This window comes from Amycolatopsis nalaikhensis (assembly GCF_030264295.1).
GTDB classification, from domain to species: domain Bacteria; phylum Actinomycetota; class Actinomycetes; order Mycobacteriales; family Pseudonocardiaceae; genus Amycolatopsis; species Amycolatopsis nalaikhensis.
Genome location: NZ_CP127173.1, coordinates 2,632,058 through 2,655,009, shown reverse-complemented (window position 1 = coordinate 2,655,009; position 22,952 = coordinate 2,632,058). Strand labels below are relative to the sequence as shown.

21 protein-coding genes and 2 pseudogenes are annotated in these 22,952 nt (G+C 71.1%); 16 read left to right on the top strand and 7 right to left on the bottom strand.

Annotated elements, in window-relative coordinates; translation table 11 throughout:
- Positions 1-218: 218 nt before the first annotated feature.
- From QP939_RS13145 to QP939_RS13130, 4 genes and pseudogenes are all read left to right on the top strand, one after another.
- Positions 219-866, top strand: a complete 648-nt coding sequence (locus QP939_RS13145; protein WP_285457027.1) for an ABC transporter permease — start codon at positions 219-221, stop codon at positions 864-866.
- Positions 859-2,025 (top strand): ATP-binding cassette domain-containing protein, encoded by a 1,167-nt coding sequence (locus QP939_RS13140; protein WP_285457026.1) that lies wholly within the window; start codon positions 859-861, stop codon positions 2,023-2,025. The genes QP939_RS13145 and QP939_RS13140 overlap by 8 nt, the downstream gene beginning before the upstream one ends.
- Positions 2,022-2,802 (top strand): annotated as a pseudogene (locus QP939_RS13135) (ABC transporter permease). Before QP939_RS13140 ends, QP939_RS13135 begins: the two are co-directional and overlap by 4 nt.
- Positions 2,799-3,758, top strand: a complete 960-nt coding sequence (locus tag QP939_RS13130; protein ID WP_285457025.1) for a glycine betaine ABC transporter substrate-binding protein — start codon at positions 2,799-2,801, stop codon at positions 3,756-3,758. Before QP939_RS13135 ends, QP939_RS13130 begins: the two are co-directional and overlap by 4 nt.
- Before the next feature lie 63 nt (positions 3,759-3,821).
- On the opposite strand, the pseudogene QP939_RS13125 reads toward QP939_RS13130, so the two are convergent.
- Positions 3,822-4,284 (bottom strand): annotated as a pseudogene (locus QP939_RS13125) (DUF6474 family protein).
- A gap of 90 nt (positions 4,285-4,374) precedes the next feature.
- Between QP939_RS13125 and QP939_RS13120 the strand changes: the two are divergent.
- From QP939_RS13120 to QP939_RS13110, 3 genes are all read left to right on the top strand, one after another.
- A complete protein-coding gene (locus QP939_RS13120) occupies positions 4,375-6,015 on the top strand; it encodes a TM0106 family RecB-like putative nuclease (protein ID WP_285457024.1) in 1,641 nt (546 codons plus the stop codon).
- Between the two features lie 82 nt (positions 6,016-6,097).
- Positions 6,098-6,727 (top strand): PadR family transcriptional regulator, encoded by a 630-nt coding sequence (locus tag QP939_RS13115; RefSeq protein WP_285457023.1) that lies wholly within the window; start codon positions 6,098-6,100, stop codon positions 6,725-6,727.
- Between the two features lie 6 nt (positions 6,728-6,733).
- Positions 6,734-7,387, top strand: a complete 654-nt coding sequence (locus QP939_RS13110) for a class I SAM-dependent methyltransferase (protein ID WP_285457022.1) — start codon at positions 6,734-6,736, stop codon at positions 7,385-7,387.
- A 45-nt stretch (positions 7,388-7,432) separates the two neighbouring features.
- Here QP939_RS13110 and QP939_RS13105 read toward each other — a convergent pair whose 3' ends face one another.
- Positions 7,433-8,191, bottom strand: a complete 759-nt coding sequence (locus QP939_RS13105; RefSeq protein WP_285457021.1) for an SDR family NAD(P)-dependent oxidoreductase — start codon at positions 8,189-8,191, stop codon at positions 7,433-7,435.
- Positions 8,192-8,375: 184 nt separating this feature from the next.
- Here QP939_RS13105 and QP939_RS13100 point away from each other — a divergent pair, with 184 nt between their 5' ends.
- The 3 genes from QP939_RS13100 (at position 8,376) to QP939_RS13090 (ending at position 11,990) form a co-directional block, all read left to right on the top strand.
- Positions 8,376-9,680 carry a UDP-glucose dehydrogenase family protein gene (locus QP939_RS13100; RefSeq protein WP_285457020.1) on the top strand — a complete coding sequence of 435 codons (1,305 nt, stop codon included), beginning with the start codon at positions 8,376-8,378 and terminating at the stop codon, positions 9,678-9,680.
- Positions 9,681-9,808: 128 nt separating this feature from the next.
- On the top strand, positions 9,809-10,192 hold the full coding sequence (locus QP939_RS13095; protein ID WP_285457019.1) for a VOC family protein: 384 nt from the start codon (positions 9,809-9,811) through the stop codon (positions 10,190-10,192).
- A 31-nt stretch (positions 10,193-10,223) separates the two neighbouring features.
- On the top strand, positions 10,224-11,990 hold the full coding sequence (locus QP939_RS13090; protein WP_285457018.1) for a gamma-glutamyltransferase family protein: 1,767 nt from the start codon (positions 10,224-10,226) through the stop codon (positions 11,988-11,990).
- A gap of 41 nt (positions 11,991-12,031) precedes the next feature.
- Here QP939_RS13090 and QP939_RS13085 read toward each other — a convergent pair whose 3' ends face one another.
- The 5 genes from QP939_RS13085 to QP939_RS13065 all read right to left on the bottom strand — a co-directional run bounded on the left by QP939_RS13085 (position 12,032) and on the right by QP939_RS13065 (position 15,731).
- Positions 12,032-12,310, bottom strand: a complete 279-nt coding sequence (locus tag QP939_RS13085) for a hypothetical protein (protein ID WP_285457017.1) — start codon at positions 12,308-12,310, stop codon at positions 12,032-12,034.
- 167 nt (positions 12,311-12,477) lie between these two features.
- Positions 12,478-13,365 carry a VOC family protein gene (locus QP939_RS13080; RefSeq protein WP_285457016.1) on the bottom strand — a complete coding sequence of 296 codons (888 nt, stop codon included), beginning with the start codon at positions 13,363-13,365 and terminating at the stop codon, positions 12,478-12,480.
- Positions 13,358-13,882 carry an RNA polymerase sigma factor gene (locus QP939_RS13075; protein WP_285457015.1) on the bottom strand — a complete coding sequence of 175 codons (525 nt, stop codon included), beginning with the start codon at positions 13,880-13,882 and terminating at the stop codon, positions 13,358-13,360. The genes QP939_RS13080 and QP939_RS13075 overlap by 8 nt, the downstream gene beginning before the upstream one ends.
- A gap of 4 nt (positions 13,883-13,886) precedes the next feature.
- Positions 13,887-14,213 (bottom strand): hypothetical protein, encoded by a 327-nt coding sequence (locus QP939_RS13070; protein ID WP_285457014.1) that lies wholly within the window; start codon positions 14,211-14,213, stop codon positions 13,887-13,889.
- Between the two features lie 93 nt (positions 14,214-14,306).
- Positions 14,307-15,731: an MFS transporter gene (locus tag QP939_RS13065; protein ID WP_285457013.1), complete on the bottom strand. Its 1,425-nt coding sequence runs from the start codon at positions 15,729-15,731 to the stop codon at positions 14,307-14,309.
- Positions 15,732-15,832: 101 nt separating this feature from the next.
- Here QP939_RS13065 and QP939_RS13060 point away from each other — a divergent pair, with 101 nt between their 5' ends.
- From QP939_RS13060 to QP939_RS13035, 6 genes are all read left to right on the top strand, one after another.
- Complete coding sequence (locus QP939_RS13060) at positions 15,833-16,666, top strand: helix-turn-helix transcriptional regulator (RefSeq protein ID WP_285457012.1); 834 nt, start codon at positions 15,833-15,835, stop codon at positions 16,664-16,666.
- A gap of 76 nt (positions 16,667-16,742) precedes the next feature.
- The gene (locus QP939_RS13055) at positions 16,743-17,849 is read left to right on the top strand and encodes a sensor histidine kinase (RefSeq protein ID WP_285457011.1); all 1,107 of its coding nucleotides are present in this window, start codon (positions 16,743-16,745) and stop codon (positions 17,847-17,849) included.
- Positions 17,846-18,514, top strand: coding sequence for a response regulator (locus tag QP939_RS13050; protein ID WP_285457010.1), 669 nt, complete (start codon positions 17,846-17,848; stop codon positions 18,512-18,514). The genes QP939_RS13055 and QP939_RS13050 overlap by 4 nt, the downstream gene beginning before the upstream one ends.
- 289 nt (positions 18,515-18,803) lie before the next feature.
- Positions 18,804-19,949, top strand: a complete 1,146-nt coding sequence (locus tag QP939_RS13045; protein ID WP_285457009.1) for a hypothetical protein — start codon at positions 18,804-18,806, stop codon at positions 19,947-19,949.
- A 135-nt stretch (positions 19,950-20,084) separates the two neighbouring features.
- Entirely contained in the window at positions 20,085-21,332 is a 1,248-nt protein-coding gene (locus tag QP939_RS13040; RefSeq protein WP_285457008.1) for a DUF1707 domain-containing protein, read from the top strand.
- Entirely contained in the window at positions 21,329-22,948 is a 1,620-nt protein-coding gene (locus QP939_RS13035) for an SAM-dependent methyltransferase (protein WP_285457006.1), read from the top strand. Before QP939_RS13040 ends, QP939_RS13035 begins: the two co-directional genes overlap by 4 nt.
- Positions 22,949-22,952: the final 4 nt, after the last annotated feature.

Below are 22,952 nucleotides of genomic sequence, written 5' to 3'. Positions count from 1 at the left end.
GTGATCCCGGCAAGTGAGCACACGATGAGTACACGGCCACCGAGCGGGATCGGTTCAGCGTTGTTGTTGCCGATCACCGCCGGATGCGGAACGGTGGTCGAAACCACGAGGCCGGATCCGGAGGTTTGGCTTCCACGCACGGTGGGTACTGAGCCGTCGGTCAGGAGCTAGCCCGTTCGGGTGAGTCTCGACGGACGCGGGCGGGAGTGCGGACACGGATGAATCTCTTCGAGTACATCTCGGACCGGGCGAGCAAGTTGTGGCTGGAGGCCTACCTCCACACCAGCATGGTGGTGCAGTGCACGATCCTCGCCGCGATCCTCGGCGTTCTGATCGGCGTGGCGGTCTACCGCAGCCCGATCGGTTCGGCGGTGGCCACGGCGCTGGCCAGCACGATCCTGACGGTCCCGTCGTTCGCCCTCCTGGGGCTGCTGATCCCGATCTCCGGGCTCGGGCCGACGACGGCCGTCATCGCGCTGGTGCTGTACGGCCTGCTGCCGATCGTCCGGAACACCATCGTCGGGCTCGACGGCGTCGACCCGGCCGTCGTCGACGCCGCCCGCGGCATCGGGATGAGCCGCTTCGGCGTGCTCACCCGCGTCGAGCTGCGGCTGGCGTGGCCGGCGATCCTCACCGGCATGCGCGTCGCGACGCAGATGCTGATGGGCATCGCGGTGATCGCCGCCTACGCGAAGGGCCCGGGCTTCGGTGCCGAGGTCTTCTCCGGGCTCACGAACGCGGGGAGCACGAACTCCCTGAACCAAGCCGTCACCGGAACGGTCGGGGTCGTCATCCTCGCGCTGATCCTCGACGGCATCTACGTCCTGATCAAGCGCTTCACCATCTCTAGGGGTGTCCGTGGCTGAGAACGAGGAAGTCTCCGGCGTCGAAATCGAGCTGGAGCACGTGACCAAGCGGTACCCCGGCACCCGCGAGCCGGCCGTGAACGACTTCTCGATGGTCGTGCCCGCCGGCAAGATCGTGGTCTTCGTCGGCCCGTCCGGCTGCGGCAAGACCACGACCATGCGGATGATCAACCGGCTGGTGCAGCCGACGTCCGGCCGGATCACGATCGGCGGCGAGGACGCGCTGAAGCTCGAGGTCGACACCCTGCGCCGCCGGATCGGCTACGCGATCCAGCAGGCCGGGCTGTTCCCGCACTTCACCGTCGCGCAGAACATCGGTGTCGTGCCCGGTTTGCTCGGCTGGGACAAGAAGAAGGTCAACGACCGGGTCGAGGAGATGATGGACCTGGTCGGGCTCGACCCGGCCGACTTCCGCGACCGCTTCCCGCGCCAGCTTTCGGGCGGCCAGCAGCAGCGCGTCGGCGTCGCGCGGGCGCTCGCCGCGGACCCGCCGGTGCTGTTGATGGACGAGCCGTTCGGCGCGGTCGACCCGATCACCCGCGGCAACCTGCAGGACGAGCTGCTGCGCCTGCAGAGCGAGCTGAAGAAGACGATCGTGTTCGTCACGCACGACTTCGACGAGGCCGTGAAGCTCGGCGACAAGATCGCGGTGCTCGGCAACCAGTCGACGATCCTGCAGTACGACACGCCCGAGGCGATCCTGGCGAACCCGGCGGACGACACGGTCGCGGGCTTCGTCGGCGCGGGCGCGTCGCTGAAGCAGCTGACGCTGCTGCGGGTGCGCGACGTCGAACTGCAGCAGGACGCGCTGACCGTGACCGTCGACGAGACACCCGCGTCGGTGCGGGAGAAGCTCGAGCAGTCCCGTCGGCACTTCGCGCTCGTGCTGGACGCGCGCCGCCGTCCCACCCGGTGGGTGCACGCGCGCGAGCTCACCTCGGCGACGTCGCTGGCGAACCTCGGCAAGCCGCTGCGCGACGTCGTCAGCTTGCAGTCGACGCTGCAGGACGCGCTCGAGGCGATGCTCGCCGAGGGCGGCTCGGTGCCGGTGACCGGCGCGCGCGGCGAGTACGCGGGCACCATCCAGCTGGACACCGTGATCGCGACCATCCAGCAGCTGCGCGAAGAGCACACGAACGGCGAAGAGGTGTCGGCGTGACGGCCGCCGTCGACACCGGGTTCAGCACTGAGTCCGGCTCCAAACGCGCGGAACGCGTCCGGCTCTTCGCGCAGCCGGTCGCGGTGCTGGTGATCGTCGCCGTCACGCTGGTCTCGGTGTTCTCCAGCGGGCTGACCGCGACGGAGAAGGAGACGCTCAACGCGTCTTCGCTGCTCACGGCGTTGTGGGACCACGTGCTGATGACGCTCGTGGTCACCGCGATCGTCGTGCTGGTCGCGGTACCCCTCGGGGTGATCGTGACGCGGCCGTGGGCTCGTTTCCTCGCGCCGATCTTCCTGGCGATCGCGAACATCGGCCAGGCCGCGCCCGCGCTGGGCGTGCTGGTGCTGTGGTTCATCGTCACCGGCGCGACGGGCGGGATCTGGGTGGCGGCGCTGCCGCTGGCGTTCTACTCGCTGCTGCCGGTGCTGCGGAACACGATGGTCGGCATCCAGCAGGTCGACCCGGCGCTGATCGACGCGGGCCGCGGCATCGGGATGTCGGCGGGCGCGGTGCTGTGGCGCGTCGAGCTTCCCGCTGGCCGTCCCGCTGATCCTGGCCGGCCTGCGCACGTCGCTGGTGCTGGCGGTGGGCACGGCGACGTTCGGCATGTTCGTCAACGCGGGCGGGTTCGGGCTGTTGATCGACACCGGCTACAAGCTGAACCTGACCTCGGTGCTGGTCACCGGCTCGGTGCTGGCGGTCGCGCTGGCGCTGCTGGTGGACTGGCTGGGCGCGGTCGCCGAACAGTACTTCGGACCGAAGGGGCTGCGATGAAACTCCGGCGACTGGCCCTCGTGGCGCTGCTGGGCGTGACGCTTTCGTCGTGCGGCCTGACGGTGAACCAGGCGGTGCCCTACGACATCCGGCCGGGCTCGATCCAGCCGATCCCGTCGCTGCAGGGGCTGAAGGTGACGGTGGGGTCCAAGGACTTCACCGAGAACATCATCCTGGCGTACATGGCCGAGATGGCCCTGACGGCGGCGGGCGCGGACGTCGTCGACCTGTCGGACATCAAGGGCTCCAACTCGTCGCGGCAGGCGCTGCTGTCCGGGCAGACGGACGTCACGTGGGAGTACACCGGCACGGGCTGGATCAACTACCAGGGCAACGAGCTCCCGGTCCCGGGTGGCGAAAAGGCCCAGTACGAGGCGACGGCGAAGGCGGACGAGGAGAAGTTCGGCGTCACGTGGCTGAACTATTCGCCGCTGAACGACCAGTACGCGTTCGCGGTGACCGAGGCGTACGGCGCGAAGAACAACCTGAAGACGACGTCCGACCTGGCGGCGTTCATCAAGAAGCAGCCGGACCAGGGAGTGTTCTGCCTGGAGACGGAGTTCACCAGCCGCCAGGACGGCTTCCCGGCGGCGGTCAAGGCGTACGGCTTCCAGAACCCGACGGTGAAGAACTTCGGCATCGGCACGATCTATTCGGCGGTGGCGAGCGGAACCTGCCCGGTCGGCGAGGTGTTCACCACGGACGGCCGCATCTCGGGCCTCAACCTGAGGGTGCTGGAGGACGACAAGAAAGCGTTCCCCCAGTACAACGCGGTGGCGACGCTGCGCACGGAGTTCATCAAGGCCCACCCGGACCTGCGCGGCCCGCTGGAGACGGTGAGCGCGGCGATCACGAACGAGCAGATGGTCGAGCTGTGCAAGCAGGTCGACGTCGACGGCCAGGACGCGGGCAAGGTAGCCCACGACTGGATGGTCAAGAAGGGCTTCATCAAGTAGACCGAGGGCCGAGCTTTCACGTGAAAGCTCGGCCCCAGGTCGGAGCTTTCACGTGAAAGCTGGTCAGATCCCCAGGCGGTGCAGCAGCTGGCCTTCGAGCCGCTCGAGCTTCCCCGGCCACCGCCCGGTGCGCTGACTTCCGCCGCGCCGCGGGCATCCGCTCCGCGGCCCGAACAGTCGCCGACAGCTGCTCCAGCGTCCCCAGCGCGTCCTTGACGAAGTCCTGGTCCGCCTTCGACGCCTTCTCCGACTTCTGCAGGTCGCGGCATCCGTCGGCCAGCCCGGCGATCCGCGCGTGCAGCGCCGCGCCGCGGCCGGTGTACTCGCCCAGCTTGTCGACCGAGACCCCGAGCTTGCGCGCCTGGTAGCGGTCGTACGCCTCCCGCGCCGCGCCCGCCGCGCGGACCGCGAACGGTGCCACCACCGGGATCACGGCCGGGCCGAGCACCTTGGCCACCGCGACCGCGTTCTTCGCCCTCTTAGGGGTGAACCTGGCTTCACCCTCGACCTTGGCCTTGCGCGCCATGGCACCTCCTGCGACGTGTCGACGTCGAACTTACTGGTCGCCCGGGTGGCGGGCATGTCGGCTCGGCGGTGGGAATCTAGAGTGATCTCCATGCAGGGTGAGGTGGTACTCGACGCGGGCGCGGTCAGCCGCTGTCGTCGTCGTGTGCACCTGGAGCACGATCCGGCGATGCGCGAGGTACCGCTTTCCCCGCCGGACCCCACCGCGCAGCAGCGGATCGCCGACGCCACCGCGCACCGCGAGGACATCGTCACGCGGCTCATGGCGGCGAACCCCGGCCACTGGGCGAAGATCGATCGCGACCTGCCCGCCCACGAACGCGTCGAGCTGACCGAGCAGGCCTTCGCCGCCGAAGCGCAGTACATCTGGGGTGCGCTCTTCCCGGTCGACCAGGCCGGGCACCGCCGCGGCGGCATCGACCTGCTGGTGCGCACCGGCCGTGGCTACGTCCCGGTGCTCGTGGTGCGCCATCGCATCACCGACCGCGGCACCGGCGCCATCGTCACCGAGATGACCGACCTCGACCCGGCGCACCGCAAGGCCGACGACGGCCGCAAGGTCCGTTCGCAGCCGCGCGACCAGCTGCGGCTCGTGCACATCCGCCGCATGCTGCAGACGCTCGGGCAGGCCGACGAAAGCCTCACCGTCGGCGGCGTGATCGGCCTCGACGCCGACGTCGTCGTCTGGCACGACCTCGCGGCCGGCACCTGGCCGGGCGGGCGCAGCGCCCTGACCGAGTACCAGGCCCGCTTCGCCGACCGGCTGGCCATCGCCACCGCGGCCGCGAACGGCGAGGAGCCGCTGGCCGAGCCGTCGCGCGTGCTGGAGTGCCGCCGCTGCCCGTGGTGGCCGACGTGCGAAGCGGTGCTCACCGAAACCCGCGACGTCAGCCTCGTGGTGCGCGGCGAGGACGCGATGGAGCTGCGCCGCGCCGGCGTGTCCACTGTGGACAAGCTGGCCGCGCTCGACCCGACGGGCGAGCCGCCCGCGGTGAACTGGACCGGCGTCACGTTCCCGGACGCGGTCGTTCTCGCGCGCGCCTGGCTGGCCGACCTGACGCTGGTGCGCCGCGTCGAGGCGGTCGAGGTGCCCCGCGCCGACGTCGAGGTCGACGTCGACATGGAGAGTTTCGGCGACGCCGGCGCGTACCTCTGGGGCTGCCTGCTCACCGGCGCCGACATCGGGCTCGAGCCCGGCTACCGCGCCTTCGCGACGTGGGACCCGCTGCCCACCGACGACGAAGCCCGCTCGTTCGCCGAGTTCTGGGCGTGGCTCACCGACGTCCGCAAGCGCACCGAAGCGGCCGGGCTGACGTTCCGCGCCTACTGCTACAACGCGCTCGCCGAGAACCGCTGGCTCTTCGGTTCGGTCGAGCGCTTCGGCGACCACCCGGGCATTCCGGCCAAGAAGGACATCCAGTCCTTTGTGGACTCGGCCGAGTGGGTCGACCTCTTCCGCAGCGTCACCGACCAGTTCCTGTGCTCCCACGGCAAGGGGCTGAAGGTGATCGCGCCGGTCGCCGGGTTCTCCTGGCGCGACCCCGAGGCGGGCGGCGAGGCGTCGATGCGCTGGTACCGCGACGCCGTGGGCATAGACGGCGAAGTCCCGGACGACGCCCAGCGCGAGCGGCTGCTTCGCTACAACGAGGACGACGTCCTGGCGACGCGGGCGCTGCGCGAGTGGATCAGCGCGCGGGCGCAGGCTGAAGTCCCGTACATGTTCGATCTCTGAGTAGTTCATTTCCTAAGACACTTGCCAGCTGACGCGTCTTCGCGCATACTCGTCTGCGAGTACTCGTAGACGAGGAGTCGAGATGAAGCGGCGCAAGGTCGGCAACCTCCTCGGGCTGGCCGTGCTGTCCGTCGTGCAGGAACGCCCCGCGCACCCGTACGAAATGGCGTCCGTGCTCAAGCAGCGCGGCAAGGACGCGGACCTGCCGATCAAGTGGGGTTCGCTGTACACCGTCGTCGCGAACCTCGAAAAGCACGGCTTCCTGGAGGCGGTGGAGAGCGTCAAGGACGGCGGGCGGCCCGAGCGGACCGTCTACCGGATCACCGAAGCCGGGCGTGCGGAGTTCGAGGACTGGGTCCGCGAGCTCGTCGGCACGCTCGACCGGGAGCCGCCGCGGTTCAAGTCCGGGCTGTCGATGATCGGCGTGCTGGGCCCGGACCAGGCGATCGTCCAGCTGCGGAGCCGGCTCGCGGCGCTCAGCGAACGCGTCGAGGCGCTGCGGGCGAGCCTGGACCAGCTGCGGCCCGTGCTGCCGCGGCTGTTCCTGGTGGAGGTCGAGTACGACCTCGCGATGACGGAGGCCGAAGCGCGCTGGGCGCGGGCCTTCCTGGAAGAGCTGACCAGCGGCGCCCTGCCCGGCATCGAGGCGTGGCGGCGCTACCACGAAACCGGCGAATTCCCGGACGACCTGGGGGAGTTCGTGGAGAGGTAGGAACCGATGGAGACGACCCGCAAGCACAAGGTGCCCGAGATGGAGGGCTTCCAGGCCCGCTGGTACGCCAAGAACCGCGGCACCGAGGCCCAGCTCGCGCAGTACCGGCGGCAGGCGGCCGAGGTGACGGCCGGGCTGCCCGACGGCGCGGAGATCCTGGAGGTGGCGCCCGGCCCCGGCTTCTTCGCCGTCGAGCTGGCGAAGCGCGGCTACCGCGTCACCGGGCTCGACATCAGCCACACGATGGTGGAGATCGCCCGGGAGAACGGGGCCGGGCTCGAGATCGACTTCCGGCAGGGCGACATCACGCACGCGCCGTTCGCGGCCGAGTCGTTCGACTTCCTGATCTGCCAGGCCGCGTTCAAGAACTTCCGGCAGCCGGTGGCCGCGCTGAACGAGATGCACCGGGTGCTGCGGCCGGGCGGGTTCGCGGTGATCCAGGACCTCAACCACGAGGCCACGGCCGCGGACATCGAGCGCGAGGTCGCCGGGATGAACCTCGGCGCGATCAGCGGCTTCACCGTGCGGCAGACCCTGGCGTGGCTGCGCCGCCGCGCGTTCACGCCCGCGCAGTTCGAGGAGCTGGCCGTCGAGAGCGCGTTCGGCGGCTGCTCGGTCACCACCGACGGCGTCGGCCTGGAAGTCCGCCTCACCCGCTGACCCGGGCAGGGCGGCACTTTCACGTGAAAGTGCCGCCCTCGGGCGTCAGCGCGGGGCCATGCGCAGGGAGCCGTCCATGCGGACGACCTCGCCGTTCAGGTAGTCGTGGTCGATGAGCGACAGCGCGAGCTGCGCGTACTCGTCCGGCCGCGCGAGGCGCTTCGGGAACGGGACGCCGGCGGCGAGCGACGCGCGGAAGTCGTCGCTGACCGTCGCGAGCATCGGGGTGTCGACGATGCCCGGCGCGATGGTCAGCACGCGGATGCCGTGCGAGGCCAGATCGCGCGCGGCGGGCAGCGTCATGCCGACGACGCCGCCCTTGGACGACGAGTAGGCGACCTGCCCGATCTGGCCGTCGAACGCGGCGATCGACGCGGTGTTGATGATGACGCCGCGGGCGTCGTCCTCGAGCGGTTCGGTCTTCGCGATGGCCTCGGCGGCGATCGTCAGCACGTTGAACGTGCCGACCAGGTTGATCTGGACGACCTTCGCGTACAGCGCGAGGTCGTGGCGGCCCTTCTTGGACAGGATCCGCGCGGACGGTCCGATGCCGGCGCAGTTCACCACGGTCCGCAGCGGCACGCCGGACCCGGAAGCGGTGGCGACGGCGGCCTCGACCTGCTCGACGTCGGTCACGTCGGCCTCGACGTAGGTGATGCCGTCGAGCTGCTCGGCCTTCTCGATGGACGGCGCCAGGTCGAGCGCGAACACCCGCGCGCCCTTGGCCGCGAGGGCCTTCGCCGTCGCGCCGCCGAGGCCGGACGCGCCCCCGGTGACGAGCGCCGCGGTGTCGGTGATCTGCATCTTGCGGTTCCCTTCGCTGCTCCGATTCCGGACCCAGGTTAACGCTCGTTCGCACGGCCGATTTGTGTGCTCTCTCACCGCGCGCAAACTGCCGTTAACGCACCGCCGCGGTGTCGTGTGGAGTACTCACCCGTGTCCGGTTCCGTTAGCGCGGTCGTCAACTCCGGCTGTCACCTTCAGCACCATGACGCCAGCTCGGATCGTGGTGGTAGGAACGGGTTACGTCGGGTTGACCACAGGGGCCTGCCTGGCCAGTCTGGGTCATTACGTCACTTGCGTGGACGTCGATCGCGCGAAGGTGTCGCGGCTGGCGGCGGGCCGCGTCGACATCCTCGAACCGGGGCTGGCCGACCTGGTGACGCGCGGGCTCGCGGCCGGTCGGCTGCGGTTCGTCGTCGGCGCCCGGGAGGCGGTCCGCGCCGCGGAAGGCGTCTTCCTCTGCGTGCCGACGCCGATGGGCGCGGGCGGCTCCGCGGACCTGCGCGCGGTCGAGGCGGTGACCGCCGAGATCGGCGACGTCCTGCCCGCCGGGTGCGCGCTGATCACCAAGTCGACCGTGCCCGTCGGCACGTCGAAGCGGATCCAGGAGATGCTCGGCCGCGCCGACGTGCCGGTCGTGTCGAACCCCGAGTTCCTCCGCGAAGGCACCGCGGTCGCGGACTTCCTGGGGCCGGACCGGATCGTCGTCGGCTCCGACGACCGCGCCGCCGCGCGCTGGGTGGGCGAGCTGTACGCCGAACTGGACGCGCCGGTCGTCGTCGCCGACGCGGCCAGCGCCGAGCTCGTGAAGTACGCCGCGAACTGCTACCTCGCGCTGAAGCTGTCCTACGTCAACTCGATCGCCGAGCTGTGCGAGCGGCTCGGCGCCGACATCGACCTCGTCACCGAGGGCATGGGCCACGACCGCCGGATCGGCCGGACGTTCCTCAAGCCCGGCCCTGGCTGGGGCGGCTCGTGCCTGCCGAAGGACACGAGCGCGCTGGTCAAGGTCGCCGAGTCGGTGAACTACGACTTCCGCATGCTGACCTCGGCGATCGACGAGAACATCGCCCAGCGCGACCGGATCGTCGCGAAGATCGCCGGCGCGGTCGGCGGCACGCTGGCCGGCGCGCGGATCGGCGTGCTCGGCCTGGCCTTCAAGGCGGGCACGAACGACCTGCGCGACTCGCCCGCGCTGGCCGTGTCGTCGGTGCTGTGCGCGCTGGGCGCCGAGCTGGTCGCCTACGACCCGGCGGTCGACGGCGAGATCGACGGGATGACCGTGGTCGACGACGCCTACCAGGTCGCGAAGGACGCGGACGCCGTCGTCGTGCTCACCGAATGGGCCGAGTTCAAAGACCTCGACTGGGCCGCGATGGCCGAGCTGATGGAGGGCATCGACGTCGTCGACACGCGCAACCTGCTGGACCCGCGGGCGATCGTCGACGCCGGGCTGTCCTGGCAGGGCGTCGGACGGCCACGGGTGAGCGCGCGAATCAAGGTTTCCTGACGGCTTGATCTTGGTTAGGGTGATCGGCACGGCATCGCGTGTCGGTCACCGGCTGGGTGAGGCATGGAGGTGGCGGGAGTGCCCGTGGAGGCATTTCAACCGTGTCAGTTTCCGTTGAGTTGAACCATTTGATCATTCCGTCCCGGAACAACCGGGAATCCGCCGAATTCCTGGCGAACCTGCTCGGCCTCGAAGTCGGGCAGGAGTGGGGTCCGTTCATCCCGGTCGAGACGCGCAACGGCGTCCGCCTGGACTTCGCGACCGTCCCCGAAGAGGACCTGCGCCTGCAGCACTACTGCTTCCTGGTCCCGGAGGACGATTTCGACGCCGTGTTCGCGCGGCTCGTCGAAACGGGTGTGACCTACCACGCCGACCCGATGGGCAAGCAGGTCGGCGAAATCAACCACAACCACGGCGGCCGTGGTGTCTACTTCCTCGATCCCGGCGGGAACGGGATGGAGATCATCACGCAGCCGTACGAGCCGGAGCGGAAGCGTCCGTCGTCCTGGTAGAAGTTCCTTAGCAATGCGTACTATCGGGGACATGTTCACGACGCGGCCGGAGCTGGCCGGCACCTTCGGGATGGTGGCATCGACGCACTGGCTGGCTTCGGCCACCGGGATGGCGGTGCTGGAGGACGGCGGCAACGCGTTCGACGCGGCGGTCGCGGCCGGGTTCGTCCTGCAGGTCGCCGAGCCGCACCTGTGCGGGCCGGCGGGCCAGGTACCCGGCCTCTTCGTGACGGCGGACGACCCGACCCCGCGGGCGCTGGCCGCGCAAGGCCCGTCGCCCGCGGGGGCCACGCCCGAGCACTTCGCGTCGCTGGGCCTGGACCTGATCCCGGGCAGCGGCCTGCTCCCGGCGACGGTCCCGGGTGCCTGGGAAGGCTGGCTGTTGCTCCTGCGCGACTACGGCACGAAGTCCCTGCGCTCGGTGCTGTCGTACGCGATCGGGTACGCCCGCAACGGCGTCCCGCTGGTGTCGCGAGTCGGCGACACGATCCGCGCGGTCTCCGAATTGTTCACGGAGCACTGGCCGACGTCGGCGGCGTTGTGGATGCCGGACGGCAAACCGGCGTCGGGCCTGCACCGGAACCCGGCGCTGGCGGACACGTGGGAGCGGCTGCTGCGCGAGGCGGAAGCCGTTTCGGGTCGCGAAGCGCAGATCGACGCCGGACGTCGTGCCTGGTCACAGGGTTTCGTCGCGGAGGAGATCGAGAAGTTCAGCCGCACGGCGTTCCGCGACGACTCCGGCCGCGATCACGCGGGCTTGCTGACGGGCGACGACCTGGCGTCGTGGGAGGCGTCGTACGAGGAACCGGCGTCCGTGGACGTCGGCGACTGGCGCCTGGTCAAGATGGGCGGCTGGACCCAGGGCCCGGCCCTGCTCCAGCAGGCGCTGCTGCTGCACGGCTTCCGCGACGAACTGTCCTATGTGGATGGAGTGCCGACGGAGCGCACGGTGCACCTGGCGGCCGAGGCGGCGAAGCTGGCGTTCGCGGACCGCGAGGCGTGGTACGGCGACACGGACGTCCCGCTGGACGTGCTGCTTTCCGCGGAGTACACGGATTCGCGGCGGGCGCTGATCACGGACACGGCGTCGCCCGAACTGCGCCCGGGGGACGCGCGCGGCCCCGCGCGGCTCCCGGCGATCCTGGACTCCCTGAAGGGAGTGCGAGCCGAGGGCGGCGCGACGGGCGAGCCGACGGTCGGCCCCCAGGGCCAGACCCGAGGCGACACGGTGCACCTGGACGTCGTCGACGCGGCGGGCAACCTGGTGTCGCTGACCCCATCGGGCGGCTGGCTGCAGTCGAGCCCGACGATCCCGTCGCTCGGGTTCTGCCTGGACTCGCGCGGCCAGATGTTCTGGTTGGAACAGGGACTGCCGAACTCGTTGGCGCCGCGCAAGCGGCCGCGGATCACGCTGTCGCCGTCACTGGCACTGCGCGACGGGGTCCCGACGCTGGCCTTCGGAACTCCGGGTGGGGATCAGCAGGACCAGTGGCAGCTGTGCTTCTGGCTCGCGCACGTCTACGGCGGGCTGAACCTCCAGGAGTCGATCGACTCACCGGCTTGGCACACGACGGCGTTCCCGAGTTCGTTCTACCCGCGCTCGTGGAACCCGCGCGAGCTGGTGGTGGAGTCGCGCCTGGGCACGTCCACTTTGGACGCCCTGCGCGCCCGCGGCCACGAGGTCGTGGACGCGGGCGATTGGGCATTGGGCCGCTTGTCAGCGGTCTCCCGCACGGAAGGGCTGCTGCGGGCGGCGGCCAACGCGCGCGGCATGCAGGGCTACGCAGCGGGCCGGTAAGCGTCGTGAGTGTTTAGGGCGGTTAGAACCGCCCTGAACACTCACGACTCCGCCAGCGAGGACCAGCCGCCGCCCTCGGCGAGCAGTGTCCGCACGCCCAAGGCGTGGTCGGCGAAGCAGGCCAGGTCCCGGTGCAGCAGCTCCGCACGCTCTTCATCGAGCGGGCGGTTGTCGTCCTGCCACAACTTCCAGGTCCAGCTCGCGGCGAGGTACATCGACCGCAGCAGCCCGGCGACCTCGGCATCGGCCGACCCGCCCGCGGCCAGGTACTCGGCGAGGATGAGATCGCACGCGCCGACCAGCTCGCGCAGGCCGCGCACCGCTTCGTCCGGGCTGCCGTCCCACCCCGGCCGGGGCCACGCCGACGAGCCGAGCTTCGAGCCACAACCGCCAGCCCGCGGTCAGCTCGTCGTGGTCACGCGGCACCCATTGCCCGGCCATGCCTTCGAGTGTGCGCCCGAAGACGCGGCCCGGCGGATGGGATTCCTCACGCCCCGGGGCGCTCCCAGAGCCAGAACTCGATGCCCTGGTTGTCCGTGCAGTCCGCCGTCGTCCCGTACGGGTGGTGCTCGACCTCGCCCGCCTGGCCGCCCTGCTCGCGGACCCGCGTCAACGCCGCGTCGAGGTTGTCCACCGCGTACATCAGCTTCCAGCCCACCTGACGGTCGCCGCCCCACAGGCCGCCTTCGAGACCCGGGCCGGAGAAGCTCCACGCGTCCGGCACCGAACCCGGCGAGAACTGCCAGCCCAGCACCGCGCCGTAGAACCGCTTCGCCGCCTCGTCCTCCGGGACCTGGAACGTGAAGTACATGGCCTCGCCGTGCCGGGCGGGCTTCGGGCCCGCCGAACGCGCCGGAGCCTGGGAGACCAGCCAGCGCTGGCCGAACGGGTCGCGGAACGAGCCGCCCCGCCCGTACGGCGAGTCGGTCACCTCACGGATCAGCGTCGCGCCGCGGTCGAGCGCGCGGGCCACGCTCGCGTCGACGTCCGGGACCTCGACCCGCACCGACGCGCCGCCCTCGTGCGGGGCGACGTGCCCGATTTCCGGGTGCTCCTCGGCGAGCATCAGCACGGCGTCGCCGATGGCCAGCTCCGCGTGCCCGATGCGGCCGTCGTCCATGACGATCGGGTCGCCGCGGCGGGTCGCGCCGAACACCTCGACGTAGAAGTCGAGCGCGGCGCGGGCGTCGGATACGGCCAGATAGGGCGTCAGCGAGCGCAGTTCGGCCTGGCCGGCCGGTGCTTCTGAAGTGGTGGTCATGTCGGCTCCGTTCAAGATCAAGCGACGCAGGTTGTCGCGCAGTTCGGCGACGAAGTCCGGGTCCGGCCGGACCCGCTCGGAGGGGCGGCGAAGCGCGTCGAAAGGCTCAGGCATCGCGACCCTCCTTCTCCTCGTAGGCACGCCGGAACGCGGCACGGGCCCGCACGAGCAACGCCTCCGTGGCGTGCACGCTGCGCCCCAGGTGGCCGGCGACTTCGGGCACGCCGAGGCCGTCTACGTACCGCAGGGTCAGGGCCGCGCGGTGGTGCGCGCCGAGGGATTCGAGCACCTGTCTCGCGCGCAGGGCGTCGAGCTGCTCGTCCCACGGGTCCTCGACGTCCGGTTCACTGTCGTGCACCAGCCGCAGCCCGCGTTCCTCACGTTCTTTGCGCCGCCAGTGGTCGGCGAGCTTGTGCCGGGCGACGCCGATCAGCCACCCGGTGCTCACTGGAGGTGCGTACTCCTTGCGACAGGCGGCGACCGCCCCGAGGAACGTCTCGGACGTGAGCTCCTCGGCGACCGTGCGGTCACCACACCGGGACAGCAGGTACCCGTAGACCTCCGGCAGCGCGGTCTCGTAGAGCCCGAGCAACGCGAAGGCCGGGTCCGGCTGTACCCGAGGTTCCGTCACACCCTCATCGTCGTCCGGCGCGCGGTTTCTCCGACGGGTGAACCCGGGATTTTTTCGGCGGCCAGTTCACCCGGACGGTGACGACGTGGTCCCGCCGCCCGGGAAAGAGCCGGTAGACGCTGACGACGAAGGTCCCGGGACGGGCCCGCTTGCGGAAGAGGTAGTCGTACGCGCAGGCGGTGCCGTACCGGACGGTCCACCCCTCGTACCGGTCACTGCGGTGCTCGAGGACGAACCCCATGTCGTCGACGAGCTCGGTGTACTCGTGCACCCTGCCGTCGTCGACCTCACGCCGGTACTCGAGCTCGTGGGGATAGCCGTACGCGTCCATGGCCCGCAGGTTCGCGTTCCGACCCCAAGAGCGGACCGTCCGAAGCGGGAATCCCGGCGCCGGAAACCCGCCCGTGCGATCGCCGTACCCCCCTCACGCCCTGGGGTCCGGCAACCGCCGCGCGGTAATCGCCACCACTGCGGCCAGCAACGCCACCGCCCCGATCACCACCGCGAACGCGTCCCGGCTCCCCAACGACCCGGAAAGCGCCGCGTACAAGCTCCCCAGCGTCGCCACGCCGAAAGCCAGCGACGTCTGCTGGTTCGTCGTCATCACGCCGGACCCGACCCCGGCCAGGTCCGTCGGCACGTGCGACAGCACGATCCGGAACAACGTGGTCATCGCCAGTGCGTTCCCCACCCCGATCGCCACCATCGACGGCGCCAGATCGAGGATCGTCAGGTGCGGCCAGGCCGACAGCGTCGTGCACAGCAGCGCCACCATCCCGGCCACCACGATCAGCCCGCCGACCGGCACGACCTTCTGCCCGTACCGCGCCACCAACCGGCTGCTCAGCATCGACACGGTGAAGTACGCGACGGCCATCGGCGTCAACGCCCCACCGGCGCCGAGCGGCCCGAAGTGCAGCCCTTCCTGCAACGTCATCGCGAAGACGAACATGAACGACCCGAACGCGGCGAAGAACGGGACAGCCACCATCAGCCCGCGCCGCACGCTGGGCAGCCGCATCACGGACGGCGGTAGCAGCGGTGTTCCGCCCAGTCGCTCCAGACGGCGCTCGACGTGCACGAAGGCCGCGGCCGCGAACGGCGACACGATCAGCAACGCGATCGTCCACGCGGGCCAGCCCAAGGCACGGCCTTCCATCAGCGGCACCAGGAACGACAGCAGGGTCACGGCCAGCAGCGTCGTCCCGAGCCGGTCGACGCCGAGTGGGTTGTGCGCCCGGCTCTCCGGCAGGCGGCGGGCCAGCACCAGCACCACCAGCCCGATCGGGACGTTCACCAGGAAGATGGGCCGCCAGCCCGTGCCCCACAGATCAGCGGCCACCAGCGCGCCGCCGAGCAGCTGGCCGACCACCGTCGAGAGGCCGCCCGTAGCACCGTAGAGACCGAGTGCGCGTGAGCGAGCTTCGCCCGACGTCGTCGCCTGGATGATCGAAAGCACCTGCGGCAGCAGCAACGCCGACGCCGCCCCCTGCGCGGCGCGGGCCACCACCAGCGTTGCCGCCGTCGGGGCGATTCCGCAGGCCAAGGACGTCAGCGTGAACAGCCACAGCCCGGCGAAGAACAGCCGCCGCCTGCCGAACGAGTCGCCGAGGCGGCCGCCCACCACCAGGAGCACCGCGTACGCGATGCCGTACGCCGCCACCACCAGTTCCAGCGTGGCCGTCGAGGCGTGGAGGTCGGCGTCGATCGTCGGGAGGGCGACGTTGACGATGAAGAAGTCGATGATCGGCAGCGCCGCCCCCAGCAGCACCGTGACCAGGCCGGCGGGGGTCAGTCCCGGCCGGGCCGGGGCGCCGAGGGTGGTCGGCGCGTCTTGAGTCGTGGTCATGACTACCACGATCAGCGTCCGCGGAACCTGGTACCAGTTGCCGTTTATCCAGGTATCGCCACTACCTGGTACCAGGTTCGAACGCGTGGCATCCTGGCACCATGACCACCGCCGTCGCTTCCGAACTCCGCCGTCAGGAGCTGGCGAGGTTCCTGCGCAGCCGCCGGGAACGCATCACGCCCGAGCAGGTCGGCCTGCCCCTCGTCGGCCGGCGGCGGACACCCGGCCTGCGCCGCGAAGAGGTCGCGCAGCTCGCCGGGGTCGGGGTCACCTGGTACACGTGGCTCGAGCAGGGCCGCGACATCAACGCGTCCGAGCAGGTCCTGCAGGCGATCGCCCGCACCCTGCGGCTCGACCCGCACGAGCACACCCACCTCTTCCGCCTCGCCGGCGCGCCCGAACCCGACCGCGAGCGGGACTGCCAGGTCATCACCCCCGCCATGGAGCTGATGCTCAAAAAGCTGGAGCCGTACCCGGTCGCCGTGCGCAACGCCCGCTGCGACCTGCTCGCCTACAACCGCGGCTACACCTGGCTGATGGGCGACGTCGACGCCATCCCGTTCGAGGACCGCAACACCCTCGTCCAGTGCCTGCTCAACCCGGACTGGCGCGAGCGGATGCTCGACTGGGACACGAACATCCCGCGGGTCATCGCGTCCTTCCGCGCGGCGATGGCCGAGCACGTCGCCGAGCCCGCGTGGAAGAACCTCGTCAAACGCCTGAAGGCCGAGTCGCCGCTGTTCGCCGAACTCTGGCCGCAGCACGACGTCAACTCCGAACCGATCCGCACCAAGCGGTACCTGCACCCGGACGTCGGGCTGCTGCGGTTCAACTTCACCTACCTCTACTACGGCCGCCGCTCGGAGATCACCGTGTCGACCTACACCCCGGCCGACGAGGAGACGGCGGCGAAGCTGCCGCTCATGTTCGACTGACTACCGCACCCGACGTACGCGGGAAGTCGCTTCGAGACGGACGCGGTGCGGCCTCGCGACCGGTAGTTTTCGCGGCATGAAGTGGTCGCCGTGGGTGGGACGCGTGGTGCGCACCGTCGTCGTCCTCGGGTTCGTGCTCGGGGCGACGAGCGCTTCGTCGCGCTGGCAGCCCGGCTCGGCGCCGCTCACCCCGCCCGGTGTCGCGTGGCTGGCCGCGACCGTGCTGACCCTGCTGGTCGTGCACCGCTTCCCGCTCACCGTCTTCCTCGCCACGACGGCGTCCGCGTTCGGCTACTACGCCTCCGGGCTGCCCGGCGGGCCGGTCATCGTCGTCCCGACCGTCGCGTTGTTCCTGCTCACCCGGCAACGCGGCCCGCTCACCGCCGGGATCACCGGGTCCGCCGCGCTCGCCGTTCTCTACCTCGGCCACGTCGTGACGTCGGGGTCGTTCGCGCTGGAGTTCGGCGCCGGGTTCCTCGTCGTGTGGCTGGTCGCGGTGATCGGGGTCGGCACCGCCGTCCGGTACCAGCTCGACGCGCTCGCCGCCCGCCGCGAGCAGGCCGACGAGCACCGCCACCGGCTCGCCGAGCAGGAACGGCTGCGCATCGCCCGCGAGGTCCACGACGTCGTCGCGCACAGCCTCGCGATGATCAACGTCCAGGCCGGCGTCGCCGCGCACGTCGCCGACCGGCGGCCGGAGCAGGCAAAAGAGGCGCTGCTGAACATCAAGGCGGCCAGCGCGTCCGCGCTCAAGGACCTGCGCGCCACCCTCGCCGTGCTGCGCTCGGGCGAGGACAAGGCGCCCGCGCCGAGCCTGGCCCAGGCCGCCGAGCTGCTGGCACACGCGCGCGACGCCGGGCTCACGGTCGACGTCCACGGCGAGCCCGGTGACCTGCCCGCGCCCGTCGACGCCGCCGCCTACCGGATCCTGCAGGAGTCGCTGACCAACGTCGTCCGGCACGCCGACCAGCCGGACCACGTCGACGTCCGGTTCGAACGGCGGAACGGCACCTTCACGATGCGGGTGCGCGACGACGGCCGCGGCACCAGCCAGCCGACCCCCGGCCACGGGCTGCGGGGGATGGGCGAGCGCGCCACCGCGCTCGGCGGGCGGTGCACCGCCGGGCCGGTCGACGGCGGTTTCGAAGTGTGCGTCGAGCTACCGATCGAGGGGGAAGCATGATCCGCGTCCTGCTGGCCGACGACCAGGTCCTGGTCCGCGCCGGGTTCCGCGTGCTGCTGGAGACCGAGGACGGCTTCGAGGTGTGCGGCGAGGCGGGCAACGGCGAGGAGGCCGTCGCGCTGGCCGTCGAGCACCAGCCGGACATCGTCGTGATGGACGTCCGGATGCCCGGCGTCGACGGCCTCGAAGCGACCCGCCGGATCACCGCGAACCCCGACCTCGCGGGCACGAAGGTACTGGTCTTGACCACTTTCGACGTCGACGAGTACGTCTACGAAGCCCTGCGTTCCGGCGCCAGCGGGTTCCTGCTCAAGGACACCGAGCCGGTTGAGCTGCTGCGCGCGCTGCGGGTCGTCGCGAGCGGGGAGGCGCTGCTGGCGCCGACCGTCACCCGCAGGCTGATCCAGGAGTTCGTCGGCCGCCCGGAGAACCGGCGCATCGACACCGCCGCCGTCCGCGAGATCACCGACCGCGAGCGCGAGGTGCTGGCGCTGGTCGCGGGTGGGATGTCGAACGACGAGATCGCCGCGCACCTGGTGATCTCGACCGCGACGGCACGCACCCACGTCAGCCGGATCATGACGAAGATCGGCGCCCGCGACCGGGCGCAGCTGGTGGTGCTGGCCTACGAATCCGGGTTGGTCACGCCGCGTCGCCCCGCCTGACCCGGCGCACCACGCGGACCGCGCGCACCAGGAACACCACGGCGAGGACGCTGACCAGGCAGATCCAGATCACGGCGCCTCCTCTCCCGGCCGATGCTCTGCTCAGAAGGCGTCCGGGAGTGGGATGGCGTTCATCGACACGGCGGATGTCACACCTTCGGGGTAACCGCCGGGACTCTCCACAAAGGCCGGATCTTCCGCTACGTTGCGGACCAAGCACAAATCGTCATCTCACAGGTCGGCCCTCCGTGCCAGACTGATGCCCCGAACGGTGGATGGGGGTCCAAGAATGAGCTGGCAGGAAGATCTGCGCCGACTCGACGCGGACCTGGCAGCCGGGCGGATCGAGCCGGCCGCGCACCGGAAGCAGCGCGACGAGCTCCTTGCCGCCGCGTCCGGGGCCACCGTGCCCTCGCCGGTCCCTTCGCCGCTGCGCCGTCCGGGCAACCGCTCGTGGCAGAGCGCCAACCCCGCCTTCACCCCGCCCGTCGATCCGACGCCGACCCCGCGGCCGATGCCGAAGCAGCCGACGCCGGAGGAGCGGCCGTGGATGCGCACCCGGCCGGCCGGTTCGGTGCCCGCGCCGAGCGGGATCCCCGCCATCCCCGACCACATGACGACCGCGCCGAGCCCGGCCGACATCGTCCCGACGCGCTACCTGCGGGTCGAAGGCACCAACCTGCACTCGACCACGCCGAGCCGCTTCCCGCCGGTGGCCCCGGAATCCGCGCCGCCGCCGGAACCGGACCTCGGGGGCAAGCACCGCGGCGGGGCAGAACCCGGGCAGGGCCGCCCGACCTGGCTGTTCGTGACGCTCGGCGTCGTGCTGGTGCTCATCCTGATCGTCGGCGGCACGTACTGGCTGGGCACGCGGACCGACGAGCCGTCCGACGCCGCGTTGCCGCCGGTCCCGACGACGTCGCTGCCGTCGAACGGCGTCACCGACCCGTCGCTCTCGCTCGAGCAGCGCCTGCCGGCGTTGCCCGGCAAGCCGAACACCGCCAACTCGACGATGTCGATCGACAAGGCGCTCGAAGCCAAGGTGATCACCGAGGCCGACGCGGCGCAGATCCGCGCGGGCAACGCCAAGGAGATCATCTTCCGCGCGTCGGCCGACCCGGCGAAGCCCCGCGACGGCAACCTGATGATGGTGATCCCGACGTTGTCGGTCTTCGACGCCAAGCACCTGGCGGCCGCGCTGCGGCAGAACCTCTCCGGGGCGCAGCTGGCCGCGACCCGGCTCGGGCCCACCGAGAACGATCTGATGTACACCCAGCGCGGCACCGACGGCTGGGTCGGCATCCTCTGGTACTCCTCCGGGGCGGTGGTCGTCGGCATCGGCGTGTCCCAGGCGGGTACCAGCGATTCGGCCGCGTTGCGGGTCCGGCTCGAGGCGATCCGGGACAGCGTGACGGCCGTCCTGCCGCCGGGCTGAGGAGCTCGGGTGACAAGCCGACCCGAGGGTCGGCCGGAGCACCCAGAAGTGCACAATGTGCATGTCATTTGAACAGGCGAGGCCGTGTCGGCCGGCCGCTGGCCGATCGACCAGACTGGAATAAGGGGGCTCCTGGTGTCGTGGCAGGAGGAGCTGCGTCGGCTGGACGAGGAGCTCGCGGCCGGGCAGCTGTCGGCGGACGAGTACCGCACCCGACGTGACCAGGTGCTTTCGTCCGCGGTGGGGGTGCAGGACCAGCAGCCGCCGCAGGCGCCGTCGCCGAACGCCGACGCGACCCAGGTGATCGCCCCGGTGAGCCCGCCGGGCGGGATCCCGCAGACGCAGCCGAACCAGGGCGGCGACGCCGAGCGCACGCAGGCCGTTTCGTGGCAGGCGCAGCAGCAGGCCCGCCCCGGTGACCCCAACGCGACCGCGTACGTCCCGCCCGCTCAGCAGCAGCAGCCGTTCTCGCCCCCGGGCGGGTTCGCGCCGCCGCCGCAGCAGCCGGGCGCCGACGACAACCCCGAGCGCACCCAGGTCGTCCGCAACACCGGCGAGTACCAGCCGAACTACCAGGGCTACTCGCAGCAGGCGCCGCCCGCGCAGCCGGGCTGGAACCAGGTGCCGCCCGGCGCCGCCGTCCCGCCGTGGGGGGCCGAGGACGCCGGCGCGCCGCACGACCCCAACGACCTGAGCTGGATGCGCCAGGGTCCGGAGTCCTACTTCGAGACCAAGAGCGGCTCCGGCAAGAAGAAGGTGATCAGCATCGTCGCGGCGGTGCTGGTCGTGCTGCTCGCCGGCTTCGCCATCTGGTGGTTCGGCCTGCGCGGTGACTCGGGCCAGGTCGCCCAGCAGACGACGGGGAACAACCCGACGTCGGCCGCGCCGAGCACCACCCCGCCGCCGCCGAGCGTCGCGCCGACCCGCGTGCCGCCGATGCCGGGCAAGGCCAGCGAGAAGAACGGCACGATGAGCGTCGACGACGCCGTGTCGAAGGAGTTCCTGAACGCCGCCGAGGCCGCCTCGATCAAGGCCGCGGGTTCCGCGTACGTCACCTGCCAGGCGTCCAGCAACACCCCGTTCGACTACTCGGTGCTGCTGGTGAACACCAAGAGCGTCGCGGACGCGACCAAGCTGGCGCAGTCGCTGAAGCCGGCCGCCGACACGGGCCTCCAGCCGGTCGCCGACCACGCCGGGCTGCCGAACTCGGTCACCGTCTACAAGGCCGTCCTCTCCGACCACACCACCTACCGCGCGGTGTACGTCTCGGGTGCGGCGGTGCTGCGGGTCGACGTCAACCAGGCGCCGGCCACCGACACGGCCGTGACCAAGGAGTTCGAGGGCGTCATGAAGGCGATGCTGGAGAACGTTCCGAACTCGTGACCGGACTCCAGGTGCCGACACCGCTGCGGTCCCGGGCGAACCCGGACGAGTACGGCTGCACGGTGCTGTCCACCGGCGTCTCGGACTACGCCGACGGCGCCGAGGACCTGGTCACCGCGCTGCTGGAGAACGCGCAGGACCGCGGGTCGCTCAGCGACGAGCTGACCCTGGCCGCGCGGACCTGGCCGGAGCGCTACCACCTGGACCACGGCCGCGCGAACGTGCTGCGCACTCTGGCCCTGCCGCCGGACGCCGCGGTGCTCGAGATCGGCTGCGGCACCGGCGCGATCACCAGCCACCTGGCCGAACGCTGTCGCTATGTCGACGCGGTCGAGCCCGTGGCGAGCCGGGCGCGGGGCGCGCGGGCCCGGACCCGCGACCTCGGCGACGTCGAGGTGTTCGTCGGCGGCATCGAGGACGTGCCGGAGGTCCCGGCCTACGACGTCGTGGTCGTCATCGGGGTGCTGGAGTACGTCGGCTCAGGCTCCGACGACGACGAGGTCTACACCAGCTTCCTGCGTGCCGCGCACGCCCGGCTCCGGCCCGGTGGCCAGCTGGTGCTGGCGATCGAAAACCAGCTCGGCGTCAAATACCTGTGCGGTGCTGCGGAAGACCACACCGGGCGCGCGTGGGACGGCGTCACCGGCTACCCCGACGGCGGCGTCGCCCGGACGTTCTCCCGCAAGCGGCTCCTCGGTCTCGTGGACCGCGCCGGGTTCGGCGGCACGACCGTGCTCGGCGCTTTCCCGGACTACAAGCTGACCCGCGCGCTGCTCTCCGACGAGCTGATCGCGGCGAGCCCGCGCCTGGCGACCCAGCTGCCCGCGTTCCCCAGCCCGGACTGGGCGGGCGACGCGGACCGCGTCGCCGACGAGGAGCGCGTGTGGGCCGAGCTGGTCGACGCCGGACTGGCCGCGCAGCACAGCAACTCTTTCCTCGTCCTGGCGGCGAAAGACGGCGAGCCGAGGCTGTGGCCGGACACCGTGCTCGCGTCGTTCTTCAGCACGGACCGCGCCGCCGACTTCTGCACGCAGTCGGTCGTCGAGCGGGGTGACCACGGCCTGCGCGTCCGCCGGACCCCGCTGGCCGCGCACCCCGGCGCGGCGCACGGCGTCCGCGTCGTGTCCACAGTGGACGACGTGGTCGACGCGCCGACCGTGCTGGACCTCGCCCAGCGGCACCCGGAACGGCTCACGGAGCTGCTCGGCCGCTGGCGTGACCTCGTCGTCGCGCGGGCCGAAGACCTCGGCCCGCGGCTGTGGGACCTGACGCCGCAGAACCTGCTCGTGACGCCGTCGGGGCTCGTCCCCATCGACCTCGAATGGTCGGTCGACGGCTGCACGGCCGACGACGTCCTCGCCCGCGGGATCCTGATCACTGCCGACGAACTCGCCCGCGGCGGCCGGGTGCCCGGACCCACCGTCGGCGACATCGTGCGGGACCTTTGTGGACGCCTCGGCCTCGACGAATCCGCGGTCCTCGACGTCGCCACGGCGGAGGCGCGGTTCCAGGTCATCCGGCAGGCGGGCCGCTGCGACCCGGCCTACCTCGCGGACCGGACCGAAGAGCTGACGCGGGCGTGGACGGTCCGGCTCGCCGAACCGTCCGCCGGCTGACCGC